Here is a 19,497-nt window from a genome sequence, read left to right as displayed (position 1 = left end):
ATGTACCGCACACTCGGCATCGACCTGGGCACCACCAACTCGGTGGTGGCCCACCTGCGCCGGGGCGAGCCGGAGATCGTCTTCAACCGGCAGAACCAGGAGGCCACGCCCTCCGTCGTCGGCACCGGCCGCAAGGGCGAGCTGCTGGTCGGCTCCACCGCGCGCAGCCGCACCGCGATCGACGGCGCGAACGTGATCCGCTCGGTCAAGCGCTTCATGGGCCGCAAGTTCAAGGACCCGCAGGTCCAGGCGGCCCTCAAGGAGGTCGACTACAAGGTCACGGCCGGCACCGACGGCGACGTCAACGTCTGGTTCAACGGCCGTTCCTACACCCCGATCGAGATCTCCGCGATCATCCTGCACCGCCTCAAGGAGGACGCCGAGCAGCGCTTCGGCGAGCCGTTCCACCGGGCCGTCATCACCGTCCCGGCGTACTTCGGCGAGCGGCAGGTCGCGGCCACCCAGGAGGCGGGCCGGCTGGCCGGCCTGCACGTGCTGCGGATCATCAACGAGCCGACCGCCGCCGCCCTCGCCTACGGGATCACCTCGGAGGCCGGCGACGAGGGCCGCACCGTCCTGGTCTACGACCTCGGCGGCGGCACCTTCGACATCTCGATCCTGCTGCTGGTGCCAGGCTCGGTCTCGGTGCTCGGCATCGAGGGCGACAACCTGCTCGGCGGCGACGACTTCGACCGGGCGATCACCACCGCGCTGCTCGACGACATCCGCGAGGAGTACGGCTCGGACTACCAGCCCGACCTGCGCGACCGCCCGAAGATCGCCTCCACCGCCGAGACGGTCAAGATCGAGCTCTCCCACCAGGAGTCCTCCGAGGTCATCCTCCCCGGCCTCGGCGCCGGCCAGCTGGTGCTGGAGACGGAGTTCGAGCGCACCCGCTTCGAGGAGCTCATCGAGGGCCACATCGAGCGCACCATCGAGCTGACCCACAAGGCCATCATGCAGGCCAACCTCACCGTCGGGGACATCGACGAGGTCGTGCTGGTCGGCGGCTCCACCGCGATCCCGCTGGTGGCGCGGCGCCTGGGCGAGGTCTTCGGGCCGCGCCGGATCCGCCGCGGCGTCAACCCGATGCAGTGCGTCGCGCTCGGCGCGGCCGTGCAGTCCGCGCTGGTCGGCGAGGTCGAGTGCCCCGAGTGTCGGGCGCCCGGCGACCTCTCCGCCTCGGCCTGCGCCAACTGCGCCACCTCGCTGCTCGGCGGCCCCCGGGTGTCCTGCCCCACCTGTCACGTCCCGGTCGACGCCGAGGCCGCCGCCTGCCCCAAGTGCAGCCAGGCGCTGGACGGTTCGGGCGCCGTGACGCCCCCGTCCCAGGCGCCCACCGTCGCCCACAGCGACAACTGCCCGCGCTGCGGCACCCCGGCCGCCCCCGGCGTCACCGCCTGCGAACTGTGCGGCGAACCGCTCAACTCGGCCGCCCCCGGGCAGACCAGGGTCGCCTCCAGCGCCGCCGAGGACGTCGGCCTGCGCTGCGCCTCCTGCGGGGTGGTCAACCGGCCCGGCAGCGAAGTCTGCACGGGCTGCGGCGAGTTGATGCAGGTCACCAACCCGTTCGACATCACCCCGAAGAACCTCGGCATCGAGCTCAACGACGGCCGGCTCGCCGTCATCATCCCCAAGAACACCAGCTACCCGACCAGTTCGCCGGTCAGCCGGGAGTTCGTCGTCTCCGGCAGCGGCCGCCAGCGCCTCGAAGTCGCCGTCTACGAGGGCGAACACGAGATCGCCCAGCAGAACGAGCTGATCGGCCACCTCACCCTGCGCCTGCCCGCCGGCCTCGGCGGCCGCACCCCCGTGGCGGTCTCCTTCGGCCTCGACCGGGACCGCACCATCACCCTGTCGGTGCGCATCCAGGGCGGCGGCGAGAAGACCGTCAAACTCGAACGGGTCACCCTCGACCCCGAGTTGAAGGTCCAGGTGGAGGAGCAGCAGCGGCAGATCGAGACCTTCACCGACCGCTGGGGCGGCGAGCTCACCGAGGCCGAACTCCGCGAGGCCCAGCGCCTCATGGACACCCTCGACGACCTCGCGGCCGGCCAGACCCGCGGCCAGTCGGTCGACGAGGCCCTGGAGCGGGCCCAGCGCCAGCTCAAGGCCCAGCGCTGGGTGCGCGGTTCGGAGGCGTACCTGAGCCTGTTCATCCACTACTGCGAGAAGCACCTCGACCCGAGCGACCTCGACCGCCTGCGCTCGGTCGCCGCCGACCTGCGGCTGCGCCGCGAGGCGGCCGACTGGGAGGGCGCGATGCGCGCCGCCCAGCGCGCCGACGAGCTGTGCGACTCGCTCGGCCACACCTTCCGCATGCTCACCATGTGCAACGTCTACGTGAGCCAGAACCTGGTCTCGCCCGGCCTCGCCCAGCAGATCATCGCCGAGCTGCGCGGCCTGGACGCGGCCGTGGAGTCCGCCAACATGGAGGCCGCCAACCGGCACAACTCCGCGCTCCTGGTGCTGTACGCCCAGGCGCAGCGGGAGCTGGGCAACGACCCGACGCCGGAGTCGCTCGGCCCGGTGCGCCCCGAGGAGGCCGGTCCCCGATGAACCCCGACGACGCCGTCCCGCCGATCGAGGTGCCCTGCCCGCAGTGCGCCGTCCCGGCGGATCCGGAGAGCCTGCGCTGCCCGTCCTGCCGGGAGGACCTGGTCGCCCTGGTCCGGCTGCGCTACGCGGGCCGGATCGACTACAACGAGGCGCTCGACGCCGTCCGCGGGGGCGACGACCCGACGGCGCGCGTGCTCCTGCGCCGGGCCTTGCGGGCCGAGCCGGGCCTGCACCCGGCCCGGGAGCTGCTGGACGCGGTGGAGGCGCGGCTGGGTCCGTAGCCTGGCCCCATGGACGGCAGGACGGACGACGGGGCGGCGGGCCGGGCCGTCGTCCGTCCTGCCGTCCTGGACCTCCCGCCGACGCCGCGCACGGCCGTCGCCTGGCTGCCGCCGCCCGGGCTGTGGCCGGCCGTCCAGGCGATCCGGCTGGTGCACGACCCGCAGGTCCGGCGCTGGCCGCCGCACGTCAACGTGCTCTTCGGATTCGTCCCGGAGAGTGAATTCGCCCGCGCGGTCCCGCTGCTCTCCGCCGCCGTGGCGCGCACCCCGCCGTTCCCGGTCCGCCTGAGCGGGGTGCGCAGCTTCCGGCACCGCGCGTACGCGACCGTCTGGCTCGATCCGGCCGCCGCCGGGCCTGCCCCCTGGGTCCGGCTGTACGCGGACCTCCTGGAGCGCTTCCCGCGCTGCCGCGGCCGCGCCGGCGGCTTCACGCCGCACCTGTCGCTCGGCCGCACGCAGCACCCGAAGGAGCTCGCCGCCGAGTGCGCGGCCCGGCTCGGCAGCCTGTCCGCGCAGGTCGGCACGCTGACGGTGCTGTCCCGGCGGGGCGACGGGCCGATGCTCCCGCGCGCCTCCGTGGCCCTGGGCAGCGGTGACGTAACGTGGTCGGACGACACGCCGTCGTAGCGAGCAATACCGGCATTTCGGGCACCGGATCGAGTGAGATCGGGGGCGAGTGTGATCGTCACACGGTTTTTCGCCACCCTCACAAGGAGTGACGCAATGCGTATTCGCACCACCCTCGCCGCCACCGCCCTCGCCGCGATGTGCGTCCTGGCCGGGGCCGGCACCGCCGCGGCCGGCGACGCCACCGCCAACGGTGTCGCGTTCGGCTCGCCGGGTGTGCTGTCCGGCAACCAGATCCAGATCCCGGTGAACGTCGAGGCCAACGTCTGTGGCAACTCGATCGGCGTGGTCTCGATCCTGAACCCGGCGTTCGGCAACACCTGCATCAACGCCTGACGACGGCCCTGGGCCGTCCGCCGACTCCGGCGGGCGGCCCTTCGCCGTGTCCGGGCCGGGGCCGTACCCCCGTTCGGGGGTGGCGCCGGGGGTGCGGGATCGGGACCATGGTCCCCGACCCTCGCGATCCCCAGCCAGGAGGCAGCACGTGCGGACCACGTCGACCAGTCGCAGCTACTCATCCGGCACCGCGGACGTGCCGCTGCTCGGCGACACGATCGGCGAGAACCTCGATCGCGCGGTCCGCGCCTTCCCCGGGCGCGACGCCGTGGTGGACCGCGCCACCGCCCGCCGCTGGACGTACGCCGAACTCGCCGCCGACGTCGACGCGCTGGCCCTCGGCCTGCTCGCCCTCGGCATCGCCAAGGGCGACCGGGTCGGCATCTGGGCCCCCAACTGCGCCGAGTGGACGCTCACCCAGTACGCCACCGCCAAGCTCGGCGCGATCCTGGTGACGGTCAACCCGGCCTACCGCTCGCACGAGTTGGAGTACGTGCTCAACCAGGCCGGGATCCGGCTGCTGGTGGCGGCGCCGTCCTTCAAGGCCTCGGACTACGCGGCGATGATCGACGAAGTCCGGCCGCGCTGTCCGGAATTGGAGCGCGTCGTCCTGATCGGCAGTGCGGCCTGGGACGACCTGCTGACCGTCGGCCGCCGGGCCGACCCCGAGCCCCTCGCCGTCCGCGGGGCCGAACTGGCGCCGGACGACCCGATCAACATCCAGTACACCTCCGGCACGACCGGCTTCCCCAAGGGCGCGACCCTGTCGCACCACAACATCCTCAACAACGGTTACTTCGTGGGCGAGTTGCTCGACTACACCGAGCAGGACCGGATCTGCATCCCGGTGCCCTTCTACCACTGCTTCGGCATGGTCATGGGCAACCTCGCCGCCACCTCCCACGGCGCCTGCACGGTCATTCCGGCCCCCTCCTTCGAGCCCGGCGCCACCCTCGCCGCCGTCGCCGCCGAGCGCTGCACCTCCCTCTACGGGGTGCCCACGATGTTCATCGCCGAGCTCGCCGACCCGGACTTCGAACGCCACGACCTCTCCAGCCTGCGCACCGGCATCATGGCCGGCGCCCCCTGCCCGACCGAGGTCATGAAGGACGTCATCGACCGGATGGGCATGGCCGAGGTCTCCATCTGCTACGGCATGACGGAGACCTCGCCCGTCTCCACCCAGACCCGCACCGACGACTCCGTCGAGCGCCGCGTCTCCACCGTCGGCCGGGTCGGCCCGCACCTGGAGGTCAAGGTCATCGACCCCGCCACCGGCCGCACCGTCCCGCGCGGCGAACCCGGCGAGCTCTGCACGCGCGGCTACTCCGTCATGCTCGGCTACTGGGGCGAGCCCGAGCGCACCGCGGAGGCCGTCGACGCCGCGCGCTGGATGCACACCGGCGACCTCGCCGTCATGGACGAGGACGGCTACCTCGCCATCACCGGCCGCATCAAGGACATGGTCATCCGCGGCGGCGAGAACCTCTACCCGCGCGAGATCGAGGAGTTCCTCTACACCCACCCCGACATCCTCGACGTCCAGGTGATCGGCGTCCCCGACCCCAAGTACGGCGAGGAGCTGATGGCCTGGATCCGCATGCGCGAGGGCGCCGCACCCCTCACCCCCGAAGCCGTCCGCGCCTACTGCACCGGCCGGCTCGCCCACTTCAAGATCCCGCGCTACGTCCACGTCGTCGACGAGTTCCCGATGACCGTCACCGGCAAGATCCGCAAGGTCGAGATGCGCGACATGGCCATCGGCATCCTGGACCTGTAGGAACGCCGACGGCCGACGAGGATTTCACTCCTCGTCGGCCGTCGCGCGCCCGTTCCCCTACCAGCCGGCGAAGCGCTGGTCCGTCGACACGATCTCGCGCCCGAGCGGGGTGAGGGAGATCGGGATCATCTTGAGGTTGGCCCACCCGAAGGGGATCCCGATGATCGACAGGAACAGCGGGATGCTGGTGATCAGGTGCCCGAGGGCCAGCCACCACCCGGCGAACACCAGCCAGATCACGTTCCCGACACAGGACGCCGCCCCGGCGTCCCGCCGCTCGACCGCCGTCCGCCCGAACGGCCACAGCACGTAGCCGGCGATGCGGAACGAGGCAATGCCGAACGGGATGGTGATGATCAGTACGCAGCAGATGATTCCGGCGATGACGTAGCCGATCGCCATCCAGATGCCGCAGAAGATCAACCAGAGGATATTGAGAACGAGATCGATAACCTTCACGGTTGGCACCTTCTCACGAGCGGCGGTTGGACCCTACGACCAGCGATGCCCGCCGGCTCCCGTGTCTACGCCCTTAGGGGGTGTGTCTCAGGGGCCGTTCCGGGTCGGGGGGTCAGCCCCAGTTGCCCGTCAGGGGGATGTCGCCGGGGTTGCCGAAGACGACGGCGTAGGGGATGACGGTGCCCTCGTTGGCCGAGGCGTAGAAGGAGCGGTCGGTGGAGCGGTAGATGCCGACGGTGTCGATCCCGGTGCCGTCCCAGTCGCCCTTGACGGGGGTGTCGCCGGGGTTGCCGAACTTGAAGCGGTGGTCGGCGTCGCCGGGGGTGTTGGAGTCGCGCAGGTAGAACATCTGGGTGGTGGGGTCGTAGGCGCCGATGGTGGTGGTGCCGGTGCCGCTCCAGTTGCCGACCAGCGGGGTCCAGCCGGGGTTGCCGTACTTGATGGTGTACGTGGGGGTGGCGTTGTCGTCGCTGAGGTAGAAGTTCTGGTCGCTCGGGCGGTAGACGCCGACGGTGGTGCGGCCCCGGCCGCTCCAGTCGCCGACCAGGGGGATGTCGCCGGTGACGCCGAAGCGGACGGTGGCGGCCGGGGTGGCGTTGTCGTCGGTGAGGACGAAGGTCGCGGTGTCGCGGTGGTAGACGGCGACCGTGTCGGTGCCGGGGCCGTTCCAGTGGCCGGTCAGCACGACGTCGTCGGGCCCGGTGACGAGGCCGGCCACCGGGCCGACGCCGAGGAGGGTGTCGTTGTGGCTGTTCTCGCTGACGGTGCGGTCACCGGTGCGGTAGACGCCGACGCCGGTCGCCGGGCCGGCCGGGGTGGCGTTGATGACGGCCTTGCCGATGGCCTGCTGGCGCGCGGTGGTCAGCGGCATCGTGCCGGGCTGCTTCGAGTCGAGCCAGCGGAAGTTCTGGAGGTAGACGATCCGCGGGTTCTGGGCGGCCATCGCGCGGTAGTCGGCGTTGTCGGCGGCGAGGGCCGCGTCGGTGGAGTTCTCGCAGCCGTTCGGGTGGTCGAGGCCGGTGATGAAGGACTCGGGGAAGAGCACGAGGTGCTGGTCGGGCGAGGCGAGGGCGCCCTGGAGGGTGGCGAGTTCCTGCTGGAGGCGGCCGCGTCCGGCGCAGTAGTGGTCGAAGCCGACGAAGTCGGCCGCGCGCGGGACGGGCCGGGTGAGGTTGTAGGCGTCGGTGGTGTAGGCGATCGGCTTGTCGGGGAAGGCGGTCCGGACCTGGTCGGCTTCGGTCTGTACCTGGTCGGGCGTGAAGCCGTGGTAGTACGGCTCGTCGAGCAGGTAGATCATGGAGATCTTGTCGAGGTTGGAGCCGATCCGCCCGCGGAGCGCGGAGAGGTTGGCCGCCGCGTTCGGGTCGGGCCCGGTGATGTTGCCCTGGGCGTCCTTCAGCGTGACGACGCTGTAGACGTCGAGGACGCAGGAGGCCGGTGCGCAGTAGTCGAGGAAGCCCGAGTAGCGGGGGTTGGCGAGGTCCTGGCCGATGTAGTTGTTCATGTTCGTCCACGGCGCCACTTCGGGGCTGTGGTCGATGTTGTCGCGCGGGTCCATGATGTCGAAGTAGCCGTAGTAGTCGAGCCCGCCGAGCATGGTGACGCGCAGGTCGTCGGCCGTGCCGACGGCCCCGGGGGTGGTGCGCCGCGAGCCGAGGTACACGTAGCCGTCGCGGGGGAGCACGGCCGGGGTGGGGCCGGCGAACACCGTGGTGCCGTTGACGGTGACGGTCGCCTGCCCGGCCGTTCCGGCTGCGAGCGCGAGCGAGACGTCGTAGGTGTCCGACGCCGGGGTCACCGAGCCGACGGTGAGCGGGAGTTGCCGGCCGCCCTGGTAGAGCGTCAGTGCGCCGCCGGCCTGGACCTGGAGGCCCAGGGCCACGTCGCGGGCGTCGACGGCGCCGGTGCTGCCCGAGCCGTTGCTCACGAGGAGCGAGGCCGCGTCCGTCCCGCCGGTCGATCCGACGGCCGGGGTGAGGCGCGCGTGGACGGTGTAGGTGCCCGAAAGGTCGGCCGTGGCGGGCTTGTCGAGCCGTACGGCGGCCGTGCCCTGCGGGAAGGAGAGCGCGTTCGGGGCGACGGGGTCGTTGACCCGCACCGAGCCCGTCGGCGGAGAGGCGGCGAGGCCCTGAACGCCGGACACCGCAGTGTAGTTGGCGCTGACGACGGTCGGCTGACGGGCGCTCAGGTCGTCGTTGAGGCCGTGGTCGCCGCCGGCGGGGGAGCCGTCGAAGGTGTCGACGAACGGTTTGGCGCCCGCCGTGGCGCTCGCGTCGATCCGGCTGACGTTCACGCCGGTGCCGGCGCCGTCGCCGAAGGTGGTCACCGAGTTCCGGTCGGACAGGTACGCCCCGAGGTAGAGGAACGCGCTGCTCGGCCAGCGGTTGACGCCGGCCGGTGCCGTGACCGGGAAGACGGTGCCGTTGACGGTCAGGGCGAGCGCCCGGTCGGCGCCGCTGGAGACGGTCAGCGAGACGGCGTACTTGTCGGCGGCCGGCACCGTGCCCGTCCAGAACGGGGTTTCGCCGCCCCCGCCGTGGAAGAGCGAGAGCTTGCCGGAGGAGGAGACGATGAAGCCGAGGTCGACGTCGGAATTGGTCACGTAGCCGGTGGCGCGGTGGCTGCGGCTGAGCACGATCGAGGCCCAGTCGGCGCTCGCGGTGTCGCCGACGACGGGGTCGACGACCGTGGACACGGTGAACCGGCCGTCCTGGTCGGCCACGGCCGGGGCGCCGAGCATGACGGCCGAGACGCCGAGCGAGAACACCATGCGGTTCGGCTGGGCGGGGTGGCTCGTCTGCACGTAGTAGGGCGGCGGTGCCGCGGTGGTGTCCCAGCGGCCGGAGACGCGCGTCCACGACGCGGTCCGGACGCCGTTCTGCCGTCGGTCGAGGCCCACGCTCAGGCCGTACAGCGGGTCGGTGTCGAGGGCCGGGTCCTGCTGGAAGGAGTCCCTGAACGGGCCGGCGGCGGTGAGGTTCGCTGGGACGGGAGCGGTGACGGGGGCGGTGACGGGGGCGGAAGCGGCGGCCGCGGCCGAGGGTGCCGCGCCGAGCCCGGCCGTCGCCACGGCCAGGGAGAGCAGGGTGGCGGCGGCGCCGAGTCTGCGGCCCGCGCGCCGCAGGAGGGTCGCCGGGTGTCGTGGCAGGGCCATCGGGTGCAGCTCCAGGGTGTCGCGGGAACCGGTGGCTCCGGACGGGGCCGCCGCGGGGCAGCCCGACCTGCGCGCCGTCGGGCGCGTCGGTGTGCGTGATCTCCCCCGGCCCGGATGCTACCGGGGGCGGGACGGGTGCGAACAACGGGTCACACGGTGATGCGGTATACCCTGTGGGGGTAAATGGCGGAGTGGAGGTGGGCGGTGCGGGACGGCATGGTGCGGGTCCTGCGTGGAGTTCTGCTCGCCGCCCTGCTGTTCGGGGTGCTGACCATGCACACGCTCGGGCATCCGACCGGTGGGCATGGAGGACGGCACGGCGGGGAGCATGCCGCCGTCCAGGCGCACCGGTCGCACGACGTCACGGCCGACCCCGGGATGCCCGGCGGGATGGACCCGATGGCGGTCTGCCTTGCCGTGCCGGCCGGTTGGGGACTCGTGCTGCTCGCCGTCGGGGGGTACGTGTTGCGGCGGGCCGGTGATGCCGCTGCTGCCGTGCGGGCGTTGCTGCTGGCCGCCGTCCGGGCGCTTCCGCCGCCCAGGGGCGGGAGGTCGGTCCTCGCCGAGGTGTCGGTGCTGCGTCAGTAGGCGTGTGGCGGTTGCCTCGCACGTCCACCGACCCACACCTACACACGAGGTGCATTTCGTCATGCGCACACCCTCTCGACGCGCCGTGCTCGGCGCGGCGCTCGCCGCTGCCGGGACCGGGATCCTGGCCGCCTGTTCGGACTCCATGAAGGGCATGGAGGGCATGGACCACGGCGGGCAGGCTCCGGCGCCGGCCGGCTTCGTCCGTCCGAACGGTCCCGAGGTCGCCGCCGCCGAGGCGCGGCGCAACCCCGGTGCGGAGCGCAAGGTCGCGCTCACCGCCACCGAGACCACCCTCGACCTCGGCGGGCGCACCGTCCGCAGCTGGGCGTACGGCGACGCGCTGCCCGGCCGCGAGGTCCGCGCCACCGCCGGCGAGACGCTCGCGCTCACCCTCGCCAACCACCTGCCGCAGCCGACCTCGCTGCACTGGCACGGCCTCGCGCTGCGCAACGACATGGACGGCGTCCCGGGGGTGACGCAGGATCCGGTCCGGGCCGGGGCCGCGTTCGACTACCGCTTCGCGCTCACCCGCCCGGGCACGTACTGGCTCCACCCGCACTCCGGCGTCCAGCAGGACCGCGGGCTGTACGCGCCGCTGATCGTCGACGACCCGAAGGAGCCGCTGGCCTACGACAAGGAGTGGGTCGTCGTCCTGGACGACTGGCTGGACGGGGTGGACGGGAGCACCCCCGAAGCCGTCCTGAGCGAACTGTCCAAGGGCATGGGCGGGCACGACATGGCCGGCATGGGGGGCCACGACGCGGCGGGCACGGCCGGCCCCTCGCGCATGCTCATGGGAGCCCGCAGCGACCTCCTCGGCGGTGACGCGGGCGACGTCGCGTACCCGTTCCATCTGGTCAACGGCCGCCTCGCGACCGCGCCCGAGACCTTCACCGCCAAGCCGGGCGATCGGGTCCGGATCCGGCTGATCAACGCGGGCGGCGACACCGCCTACCGTGTCGCCCTCGGCGGCCACGAGCTGACCGTCACCCACACCGACGGCTTCCCGGTCGAGCCGGCCGTCACCCGGGCGCTCCTGCTCGGCATGGGCGAGCGCTACGACGTCCTGGTGACCGTCAAGGACGGCGTCTTCCCCCTCACCGCCCTCGCCGAGGGCAAGGGCGCCTCCGCGCTCGCGCTGCTGCGCACCGGCGGCGGCGCCGCGCCCGACGCCTCGGTGCGCCCGGCCGAGCTGGACGGCCGGCTGGTGACCGCCGCGCAGCTCACGGCGGCCGCGGGCGTCCGGCTGCCCGCCAAGGCGCCGGACCGGACGGTGCGGCTGGAGCTGACCGGAGGCATGGCGAAGGCCGACTGGGCCTTCGACGGCCGCAGGTACGACCCCTCGCAGCGCCACCCGGTGGCGGCGGGGGAGCGGGTGCGGCTGGAGTTCCGGAACTCGACGGACATGTGGCACCCGGTCCACCTGCACGGGCACACCTTCGCGCTCGTCGGAGCGGCGGGCGGCGGCCCGCGCAAGGACACCGCGATCGTGCTGCCCGGCACGACGCTCGCCGTCGACTTCGACGCCGACAATCCGGGCCTGTGGATGGTCCACTGCCACAACGTCTACCACGCCGAGACGGGCATGATGACGGTCCTCGGTTACCAGGCGTAACGCCTGCCGGTGCCGGGCCGGGGGCGCGCCCCCGGCCCGGCGCGCCCCCGACGGCTCCAAGACGTCCACCACCATGACGTTTTCTTAACGCGGGCCGATGACGACTCCTTAACGCCGGTCGCATAGCCTGGCGCACTGCCGTCGCCCGACGGCGCTTTTACGGGGTCTTGAACAAGAGGTGCAAGGTGGTTTCGTCGGGTTCGACGGAGACGGGGACGGCGCAGGTGGCGGCGTCCCCGGAGGTGGCCGCGCCGTCGGCGCGAATACGCCTCCGCAGTTGGCTGCTGGCCGACGCGTCCGTGGCCAAGGACACGCAGGGTGACCAGAGCGGGCAGGACGGCGGCGAAGCGCACGGCGGCCACCAGGGCCAGCGCTGGTGGCGCGTGATGTGCCTGACCGGCCTGGACTACTTCTCGACGCTCGGCTACCAGCCGGGCATCGCCGCCCTCGCGGCCGGCCTGCTGTCGCCGATCGCCACGATCGTGCTGGTGATCGTGACCCTGCTGGGCGCGCTGCCGGTCTACCGGCGGGTGGCCCAGGAGAGCCCGCGCGGCGAGGGCTCGATCGCGATGCTGGAGCGGCTGCTGTCGTTCTGGAAGGGCAAGCTCTTCGTGCTCGCCCTGCTCGGCTTCGCGGCGACGGACTTCATCATCACGATCACGCTCTCGGCCGCCGACGCCAGCGCGCACCTGGTCGAGAACCCGCACCTGAACAGCGTCCTCGGCGGCAAGCAGATGCTGATCACGCTGATCCTGGTCGCGCTGCTCGGCGCGGTGTTCCTGAAGGGCTTCGGCGAGGCGATCGGCCTGGCCGTCGGCCTGGTCGTGGTCTACCTGGCGCTCAACGTCGTGGTCGTCGCGGTCGGCATCTGGAAGATCATCCAGGCTCCGCACGTCGTCACCGACTGGTCCAACGCGCTGACCGTCCAGCACGGCAACATCTTCGTCATGATCGGCGTCGCGCTGGTCGTGTTCCCCAAGCTCGCGCTCGGCATGTCCGGGTTCGAGACCGGCGTCGCCGTCATGCCGCACATCGAGGGCGACGCGGGCGACACCGAGGCGAACCCGGCCGGCCGCATCCGCGGCACCCGCAAGCTGCTGACCACCGCCGCCGTGATCATGAGCACCTTCCTGATCGCCACCAGCTTCATCTGCACGCTGCTCATCCCGGCCAAGGAGTTCGAGGCCGGCGGCGAGGCCAACGGCCGCGCCCTCGCCTTCCTCGCGCACCAGTACCTGGGCGGCGCCTTCGGCAGCGTCTACGACCTGTCGACGATCGCGATCCTGTGGTTCGCCGGCGCCTCCGCCATGGCGGGCATGCTGAACCTGCTGCCCCGCTACCTGCCGCGCTACGGCATGGCCCCGCACTGGGCGCGCGCCGTCCGTCCGATGGTGATCGTCCTCACCCTCGTCGGCTTCCTGATCACCTGGCTGTTCGACGCCAACGTCGACGCCCAGGGCGGCGCCTACGCGACCGGCGTGCTCGTGCTGATCAGCTCGGCGGCCATCGCCGTGACCATCGCCGCCTACAAGAAGCGCCAGCGCGGCTGGACCACGGCCTTCGGGATCATCTCGGCCGTGTTCCTGTACACCACCGTGATCAACACGATGGAGCGCCCGGACGGCGTCAAGATCGGTGCCTGCTTCATCGCCGGCATCATCCTGGTGTCGCTGCTCTCCCGGCTCAAGCGGGCCTTCGAGCTGCGCGTCACCGACGTGACCCTGGACGACGTCGCCGAGCGCTTCATCCGCGACTACGCGCACCGCCCGCTGCGCCTGATCGCCAACGAGCCGACCCACCGGGACGTCGCCGAGTACCGCGACAAGATCCGCCAGATCCGCGCCGACAACGACATCCCGGGCGAGGACGACCTGGTCTTCGTCGAGGTGACGGTCCGCGACGCCTCGGACTTCGAGTCCGAGCTCACCGTCCGCGGCGAGGTGCTGCACGGGCGCTACCGGGTGCTGACGCTGGAGAGCTCCAGCGTCCCGAACGCGATCGCCGCGCTGGCGCTCACCGTCCGGGACCGCACGGGCCAGCGGCCGCACCTGTACTTCGAGTGGACCGAGGGCAACCCGTTCGCCCAGTTCCTGCGGTTCTTCCTGTTCGGCCAGGGCGAGGTGGCCCCGGTCACCCGCGAGGTGCTGCGCGAGGCGGAGCCGGACCGCACGCGCCGCCCGCGCGTCCACGTCGGGTAACGCGCCCCGCCGTCCGTCGGCCCGTCCGGTCCTGGTGACCGGGCGGGCCGACCGCTTTCCCGGGGGCGCCCGGTTCGCCGGGATCAGGAGTTCCTAACATGCCGTCAGGGACAGGAACTTCGGACGGAAGGTACCGCCATGAACACCGCACCCGAGCATTACGACCGGCTCCTCGCCGCGCACTACACCTGGATGCTCGGCGGTGACGTCCCGGCCCTCGCCGCGGCCCAGGCCGAGCTGCTCGCCGGGCTCGGCGTGAGTGCGGACGGCCCCGGCCGGCTCGCCGTGGACCTCGGGGCCGGGCCGGGGCCGCAGAGCCTCGCCCTCGCCGCGCTGGGCTACGAGACGGTCCTCGCCGTCGACACGAGCGCGCGGCTGCTCGACGAACTGACGGAACTGGCGGCGAAGGCCGGGCACGCGGACATCGTCCGGCCGGTCCTGGCGGACCTGCGGGGCGCCCTGCCGGCACACACCGCGCCGGGCACGATGGCCGCGGTGGTGTGCATGGGGGACACGCTCACGCACCTCCCGGCGCGGCAGGACGTCGTCGCGCTGCTGGGGGACGCGGCGCGCGCGCTCGCGCCGGGCGGGCGGCTCGTGCTGTCCTTCCGGGACCTGACCCGCCCGCTCACCGGCACCGACCGCTTCCTCCCGGTGCGGGCCACCGAGGACCGGATCATGACCTGCGTGCTGGAGTACCCGGACGAGGACACCGCGCTGGTGCACGACCTGGTCCACACCCGCAGCGGCGGGACGTGGACGCAGGAGGTCAGCAGCTACCCGAAGCTGCGGCTCTCACCGGAGTGGGTCGAGGAGCAGTGCGCGGCGGCGGGCCTGGCCGTCCGGCACAGCGAGGTGGGGGCGCGGGGGCTGCACGTCCTCGTGGCGGAGCCCGCGTGACGACACCGCCCACGCTCCCCACTGGCGGGGGCGTGGGCGGCGGCGGGTCCGGCCGGGCTCAGGACGGCAGGCGCAGGACCATGCCGGGCTGGATGAGGTCGGGGTCGTCGCCCACGACGTCACGGTTGGCCTCGTAGAGGGCGGGCCAGCCGCCGGGGAGGCGGAGGGTGTCCGCGAGGCCGAACAGGGTGTCGTCCTGGCCGACCCGCCGCTCACCGCCGGCGAGCGCGGTGGCCGGGGCGGCCGGCGGCGGCAGGGCGGTGCCGCGGGCGTGCTCCCGATCGCGGTCCCGCTCCCGATCGCGGTCGTGGTCCCGGGTCCGGTCGTGGTCGCGGGTCGCGCGGGCGCCGCAGACCGGCCAGGGGCTCAGGCCGCGGCGCTCGGCGAGCACGGTGGCGACGGCGATCTGCTCCTCGCGGGTGGCGAGGTCGGCGCGCGGGGCGTAGGCGAGGCCGCCGTTCTCGCGCCAGGTGGGGTTGTCGAACTGGAGGCCGCCGAAGTAGCCGTTGCCGGAGTTGATGTGCCAGTCGTGGCTGCTCTCGCAGTCCGCCACGTTCTCCCAGTCGTACCTCCCGACGGGGTCGGCCCCGTGGCCGCCGCCCGGGGGTGCGGCCTGCGCCGCGGGGGCCGCGAGGGCGACGGCCAGGGCGCAGAGGGCGGTGGGGACGAGGCTGCGGAGACGGGCGGTGGGAGGCATGGGCGGCTCTCAGGTCCGGGGACAGGGCGTACGCCGTCCGGAGGCGGCGCATGTCCACCGACGCACGCCGGGTGGGGCGGACGGTTGCCGACGCGTCCGGAAAGTCACCCGCCCGGCCGCCGGGGACCACCCCGGCGGCCCGCCGCCATTCGGCCGCAGCGGCCCGCGGCGCCGCGAGCCGTAAGACCGACGTAATCGAGGTCCCGCTTCCGCCGGGGGCGCCGCCTCCTACAGTGGCCGGGACGTCTCCGAGGAAGGGCACGAACGATGACGAACGATCAGCGACTCCCGCGCGCCGAACTGGGTGTGATCGGCGGATCGGGGCTGTACGCGCTGCTGGACGACGTGACCGAGGTGCGCGTCGACACGCCGTACGGGCCGCCGAGCGACGCCCTGTTCCTCGGCGAGGTGGCCGGCCGCCGGGTGGCGTTCGTGCCGCGGCACGGGCGCGGCCACGGGCTGCCGCCGCACCGGATCGATTACCGGGCCAACCTGTGGGCCCTGCACGCGCTCGGTGTGCGCCAGGTGCTCGCGCCGTGCGCGGTGGGCGGGCTGCGGCCGGAGTACGGGCCCGGCACGCTGCTGGTGCCGGACCAGTTCGTCGACCGCACCTCCGGCCGGGTGCAGACCTACTACGACGGACTGCCGCTGCCGGACGGCTCGCTCCCCGAGGTCGTGCACGTGTCGATGGCCGACCCGTACTGCCCCGCCGGGCGCCGGGCGGCGCTGGACGCGGCGCGCGACGCGGCCTGGGAGCCGGTGGACGGCGGGACGCTCGTGGTGATCGAGGGCCCGCGCTTCTCCACCCGCGCCGAGTCGCGCTGGTTCTCCGCGAACGGCTGGTCGGTGGTCGGCATGACCGGGCACCCCGAGGCCGTGCTGGCGCGCGAACTCGGGCTCTGCTACACGTCGTTGGCGCTGGTGACCGACCTGGACGCCGGGGTGGAGGCCGGTGAGGGCGTCACCCACGCCGAGGTGCTGAAGGCCTTCGCGGGGAACGTCGACCGGCTGCGCACCGTGCTGTTCAAGGCGCTGGAGAGCCTGCCGGCCGACCGGGACTGCGTCTGCTCGCACGCGCTGGACGGGCTCACGACGGGTCTGCCGGGCGTCGCCGCCGGGGCCTGAGGCCCTGGGTGCGCCACCGCCGGACGAGCGCGACCAGCAGCGCGACGACGGCGGTGGCGGCCAGCACCAGCAGCAGGTTGCGGCCGTAAGGCAGCGGCAGCAGCGTGGAGTTGCCGTGGTCCGTGCCGTCCCGCAGGACGGCCGGCAGCCCGACGGCCGTCACCGCCGCCGCGACGACCAGCCACGCGCGCAGCACCGGGCCGCGGGCGTAGCGGGCGCCGACCAGGCAGAGCAGCGGCAGCCACAGGCCGTCGTGCAGGACGACCGCTCCGACGGCCCACACCAGGACGTCGAACGGGGCGGTGATGTAGGAGTCGGCGAGCAGGCCGGAGAGGCCGAAGCCGAGCAGGGCGAGGCCGCCGAGCAGGAGGGCGGCGCGCAGCCAACGGGGCATCAGACGACCTCGATCCGTTCGATCCACTTGGTCTGCAGCACGCCGGGCCGGTTGGGGGCGATGACCCTCGCCGGATAGCCGTGGTCGGCCTTCAGTACCTCGCCGTTGACGCGCAGGGCGAGCAGTGAGAGCGGGTCGACGGCGTACTCGGACGGCATCTCCATCACCCGGTAGGGCCCGTTGGCCTCGAAGGACGTGAAGCGCAGTGCGGACCCGGCCGGGGCGCCGGCGCGCTCCATCAGGTCGGCGATCCGGACCCCGCTCCAGCGGGCCGTCGCGCTCCAGCCCTCGACGCACGCGATCGGCAATTCCACGTCGTGCTGCGGTAGTTGCGCGAGCTCTGCGAGGGTGAGGGTGTACGGGCGGGGGCCGTCCACGCGCAGCCGCCAGTCCGCGGGGGCGGTGACGGTGCCGGCCTGGGCGGCGGTGCGGTTGACCGGCAGGCCCTGCGGGCCGATGTCCGGGCGGCGCGGGGCGAGCAGGTCCAGGCCGCTGAGGAAGGGCACCGTCTGCCCGGCGGTGGTGAGGGTCACGACACCCGCGGCGGCCGTCACGGCGGTCAGGAAGGCGCGGCGCTGCGGGAGCCCGACGGCCGGGCGGCGCCAGTGCCGGGCGATGAGCGTGCCCTTGGCGGCGATGTGGACGAGGAGCCCGCCGGTGGCCAACCAGGCCAGCCAGAAGTGGGTTTGGCGGAACGGGAACGGCCACGGGTACCACTGGAGCGTGTTGAACAGCCCGGTGAACACCTCCAGCAGCATCGCCGCGACGAGGACGAAGATGCCGAGCCGCTCCAGCGCGTGCAGCACGCTGCGGGCAGGCGGCCACTCGAAGAGCCGCGGGTAGACCGTCCACAGCTTCGCCCCGAGCAGCGGGATCGCGGCCAGGCCGCTGATCACGTGCAGCCCCTGGGTGACCTGGTAGCCGCCGACCGGCCGGCTCTGGAGGTACGGGACGAGCCAGGTCGGCGGGTCCTGGAGGGCGTGGCTGACCAGGCCGGTGAGGAAGCAGACCAGCAGCGCGGCGCCGAGCCAGCGGCCGAGCACGACGGTGGTGCGCGGCTCGTGCAGCGCCGAGCGGAACTTCCCGTCGCGGAACGGTCCGCGGCGCAGGGCGTCGGGCGGCGGCGGGAGCGGGAGGTCGTAACGGCGGGACGGCCGGGGGGAGCTCGGGCCGGGGGAGCTCGGGCTTGGGGAGCTCGGGCCGGGGGGTTCGGGCGTCTTCGGGTTCACGTGCCCATGGAACCCGTCCGGGGCCCCGCGGCGGCGCTCCGACGTGCTTACGGAATCCGAACGGCGCCACGTCGCGGCGGCCCGCCCCGGCCCGGCGGTGGCAGGGTGGGCGCCGTGCTCACTCGTGCCCTCCTCGCCCTCGCCGCCCTGGTCGGAGCCCTCGTCGTGACCGTCACGGGCGGTGGCGCGCTCGACCATCGCGCGCCCCTGTTCGTCTGGTACGCCGTCGACGCCGGGCTGTTCGCGCTCGCGCTCGTACTGCTCCGGAAGATGACGGACCGTCAGGTCGTGCCGCTGGTGCTCGCGGGCAGCATCGCCGTCGCCGCCGTCGGCCTCCTCGCGCCGCCGCGCACCAGCGACGACGCCTACCGGTACGTCTGGGACGGCCGGGTGCAGGCCGCCGGGATCTCCCCGTACGCGCACACCCCCGACGACCCCGCACTCGCCCGGCTGCGCGATCCCGGGCTCTGGCCGACGGGCGGGGAGTGCGCCGGCTGGGACGAGCGGCGGACGGCGGCCGGGGACTGCACCCACATCAACCGGCCCGCCGTGCACACGATTTACCCGCCCGTCGCGGAGGCGTGGTTCCTCGTCGTGCACCCGTTCGGCGGCGGGGTGCGCGGGGCGCAGGCGGCCGGCGCGCTGCTCGCGGTCGCGACGACGGGGGCGCTGCTCGTGGTCGGGCGGGGGAGCCGGCGGGCGGCGCTGTGGGGGTGGTGCCCGGGTGTGACGGTGTGGGCGGTCAACGACGCGCACGTGGACACGTTGGGCGCGCTGCTGCTCGTGGCCGGGCTGGGGTGTGTGGTGCGACGGCGCCCGGCGGCCGGGGGGCTGTTGGCCGGAGCCGCCATCGCGGTCAAGCTGCTGCCCGGGCTGGCGCTGCCGGGGGTGCTCGCCCGCCGGTCCGTCCGGGAGAGCGCGGTGCTGCTGGCGTGGACGGTCGGCGCGTTCGCGCTCTCGTACGTCCCGTACGTCGCCGCGTCCGGCGCCGGGGTGCTCGGGTACCTGCCGGGCTACCTGCGGGAGGAGGGCTACGAGCAGGGGCACATCGACCGGTTCGGGCTGCCGGCGCTGGTCCTGCCGGACGCGCTGCTGCCGTGGGCGGCGGGAGCCGTGCTGGCCGGGGTGGCGCTGTGGGTGCTGCGGCGCGGGGACCCGGCGCGACCGTGGTCGGGCGCGCTCCTCGTCACCGGGACGGCACTGCTCGTCGTGGCGCCGTCCTACCCGTGGTACGGGCTGCTGGTGGTGGCGCTCGTCGCGCTGGACGGGCGGTGGGAGTGGCTGGCCGTCCCGGCGGCGGGGCAGGTGCTCTACCTGACGGGCGGGATCGAGGCGCAGCAGGCAGCGTACGGGGTGGCGCTGGCGTGCGTCGTGACGGGCGGCGCGGTGCGGCGGTGGGGCGGCCGCCGGGCCGCTCGGCGGGTGCTCGCGCGGGCGGTGTGAAGGGGGTGCCCGTCCCGTGGGGCTGGTGCCCGTCCCGTGGGTCCGGTGCGCGGACGGCGCGGGACGGGTGCCGTTGACGTGCAGGTCCGGGCACCCGCCGTGGCGGGTG

16 protein-coding genes are annotated in these 19,497 nt (G+C 73.4%); 11 read left to right on the top strand and 5 right to left on the bottom strand.

Going from position 1 to position 19,497, the window contains the following annotated elements:
- The 5 genes from ACFVSN_RS19545 (at position 1) to ACFVSN_RS19525 (ending at position 5,583) form a co-directional block, all read left to right on the top strand.
- A complete protein-coding gene (locus tag ACFVSN_RS19545; RefSeq protein WP_380436618.1) occupies positions 1-2,559 on the top strand; it encodes an Hsp70 family protein in 2,559 nt (852 codons plus the stop codon).
- Positions 2,556-2,840 (top strand): hypothetical protein, encoded by a 285-nt coding sequence (locus ACFVSN_RS19540; RefSeq protein ID WP_380498893.1) that lies wholly within the window; start codon positions 2,556-2,558, stop codon positions 2,838-2,840. The genes ACFVSN_RS19545 and ACFVSN_RS19540 overlap by 4 nt, the downstream gene beginning before the upstream one ends.
- A gap of 9 nt (positions 2,841-2,849) precedes the next feature.
- Positions 2,850-3,467 carry a 2'-5' RNA ligase family protein gene (locus ACFVSN_RS19535; protein WP_387956287.1) on the top strand — a complete coding sequence of 206 codons (618 nt, stop codon included), beginning with the start codon at positions 2,850-2,852 and terminating at the stop codon, positions 3,465-3,467.
- Between the two features lie 96 nt (positions 3,468-3,563).
- Positions 3,564-3,803 (top strand): chaplin, encoded by a 240-nt coding sequence (locus ACFVSN_RS19530; RefSeq protein ID WP_380436612.1) that lies wholly within the window; start codon positions 3,564-3,566, stop codon positions 3,801-3,803.
- A gap of 148 nt (positions 3,804-3,951) precedes the next feature.
- Positions 3,952-5,583, top strand: a complete 1,632-nt coding sequence (locus tag ACFVSN_RS19525) for an AMP-binding protein (protein ID WP_387956286.1) — start codon at positions 3,952-3,954, stop codon at positions 5,581-5,583.
- 57 nt (positions 5,584-5,640) lie between these two features.
- On the opposite strand, the gene ACFVSN_RS19520 is transcribed toward ACFVSN_RS19525, so the two are convergent.
- Positions 5,641-6,042, bottom strand: a complete 402-nt coding sequence (locus ACFVSN_RS19520; RefSeq protein ID WP_380436608.1) for a YccF domain-containing protein — start codon at positions 6,040-6,042, stop codon at positions 5,641-5,643.
- A 112-nt stretch (positions 6,043-6,154) separates the two neighbouring features.
- On the bottom strand, positions 6,155-9,196 hold the full coding sequence (locus tag ACFVSN_RS19515) for a hypothetical protein (protein ID WP_387956285.1): 3,042 nt from the start codon (positions 9,194-9,196) through the stop codon (positions 6,155-6,157).
- 183 nt (positions 9,197-9,379) lie between these two features.
- Here ACFVSN_RS19515 and ACFVSN_RS19510 point away from each other — a divergent pair, with 183 nt between their 5' ends.
- The 4 genes from ACFVSN_RS19510 (at position 9,380) to ACFVSN_RS19495 (ending at position 14,500) form a co-directional block, all read left to right on the top strand.
- On the top strand, positions 9,380-9,784 hold the full coding sequence (locus ACFVSN_RS19510; protein ID WP_380436603.1) for a DUF6153 family protein: 405 nt from the start codon (positions 9,380-9,382) through the stop codon (positions 9,782-9,784).
- A gap of 61 nt (positions 9,785-9,845) precedes the next feature.
- Positions 9,846-11,402 carry a multicopper oxidase family protein gene (locus ACFVSN_RS19505; protein WP_387956284.1) on the top strand — a complete coding sequence of 519 codons (1,557 nt, stop codon included), beginning with the start codon at positions 9,846-9,848 and terminating at the stop codon, positions 11,400-11,402.
- A gap of 299 nt (positions 11,403-11,701) precedes the next feature.
- On the top strand, positions 11,702-13,600 hold the full coding sequence (locus ACFVSN_RS19500) for an amino acid transporter (RefSeq protein ID WP_380500153.1): 1,899 nt from the start codon (positions 11,702-11,704) through the stop codon (positions 13,598-13,600).
- 138 nt (positions 13,601-13,738) lie between these two features.
- Positions 13,739-14,500 carry a class I SAM-dependent methyltransferase gene (locus ACFVSN_RS19495; RefSeq protein ID WP_387956283.1) on the top strand — a complete coding sequence of 254 codons (762 nt, stop codon included), beginning with the start codon at positions 13,739-13,741 and terminating at the stop codon, positions 14,498-14,500.
- Positions 14,501-14,558: 58 nt separating this feature from the next.
- Here ACFVSN_RS19495 and ACFVSN_RS19490 read toward each other — a convergent pair whose 3' ends face one another.
- Entirely contained in the window at positions 14,559-15,197 is a 639-nt protein-coding gene (locus ACFVSN_RS19490) for a transglycosylase family protein (protein WP_387600002.1), read from the bottom strand.
- Positions 15,198-15,464: 267 nt separating this feature from the next.
- On the opposite strand from ACFVSN_RS19490, the gene ACFVSN_RS19485 reads away from it, so the two are divergent.
- Positions 15,465-16,322: an S-methyl-5'-thioadenosine phosphorylase gene (locus ACFVSN_RS19485; RefSeq protein WP_380500070.1), complete on the top strand. Its 858-nt coding sequence runs from the start codon at positions 15,465-15,467 to the stop codon at positions 16,320-16,322.
- Here the strand turns inward: ACFVSN_RS19485 and ACFVSN_RS19480 are convergent.
- Both ACFVSN_RS19480 and ACFVSN_RS19475 read right to left on the bottom strand, forming a co-directional pair.
- A complete protein-coding gene (locus ACFVSN_RS19480) occupies positions 16,285-16,716 on the bottom strand; it encodes a hypothetical protein (protein ID WP_387600006.1) in 432 nt (143 codons plus the stop codon). The genes ACFVSN_RS19485 and ACFVSN_RS19480 overlap by 38 nt on opposite strands.
- Positions 16,716-17,825 carry a molybdopterin-dependent oxidoreductase gene (locus tag ACFVSN_RS19475; protein ID WP_387600026.1) on the bottom strand — a complete coding sequence of 370 codons (1,110 nt, stop codon included), beginning with the start codon at positions 17,823-17,825 and terminating at the stop codon, positions 16,716-16,718. The genes ACFVSN_RS19480 and ACFVSN_RS19475 overlap by 1 nt, the downstream gene beginning before the upstream one ends.
- Positions 17,826-18,059: 234 nt before the next feature.
- On the opposite strand from ACFVSN_RS19475, the gene ACFVSN_RS19470 reads away from it, so the two are divergent.
- Positions 18,060-19,388 carry a glycosyltransferase 87 family protein gene (locus ACFVSN_RS19470; protein ID WP_387956282.1) on the top strand — a complete coding sequence of 443 codons (1,329 nt, stop codon included), beginning with the start codon at positions 18,060-18,062 and terminating at the stop codon, positions 19,386-19,388.
- The last annotated feature ends 109 nt before the right edge of the window (positions 19,389-19,497 follow it).

The organism is Kitasatospora sp. NPDC057904 (assembly GCF_042887925.1).
Taxonomy (GTDB): domain Bacteria; phylum Actinomycetota; class Actinomycetes; order Streptomycetales; family Streptomycetaceae; genus Kitasatospora.
The sequence above is the reverse complement of the archived record's forward strand: the minus strand, read 5'-3'. Positions and strand labels throughout refer to the sequence as shown.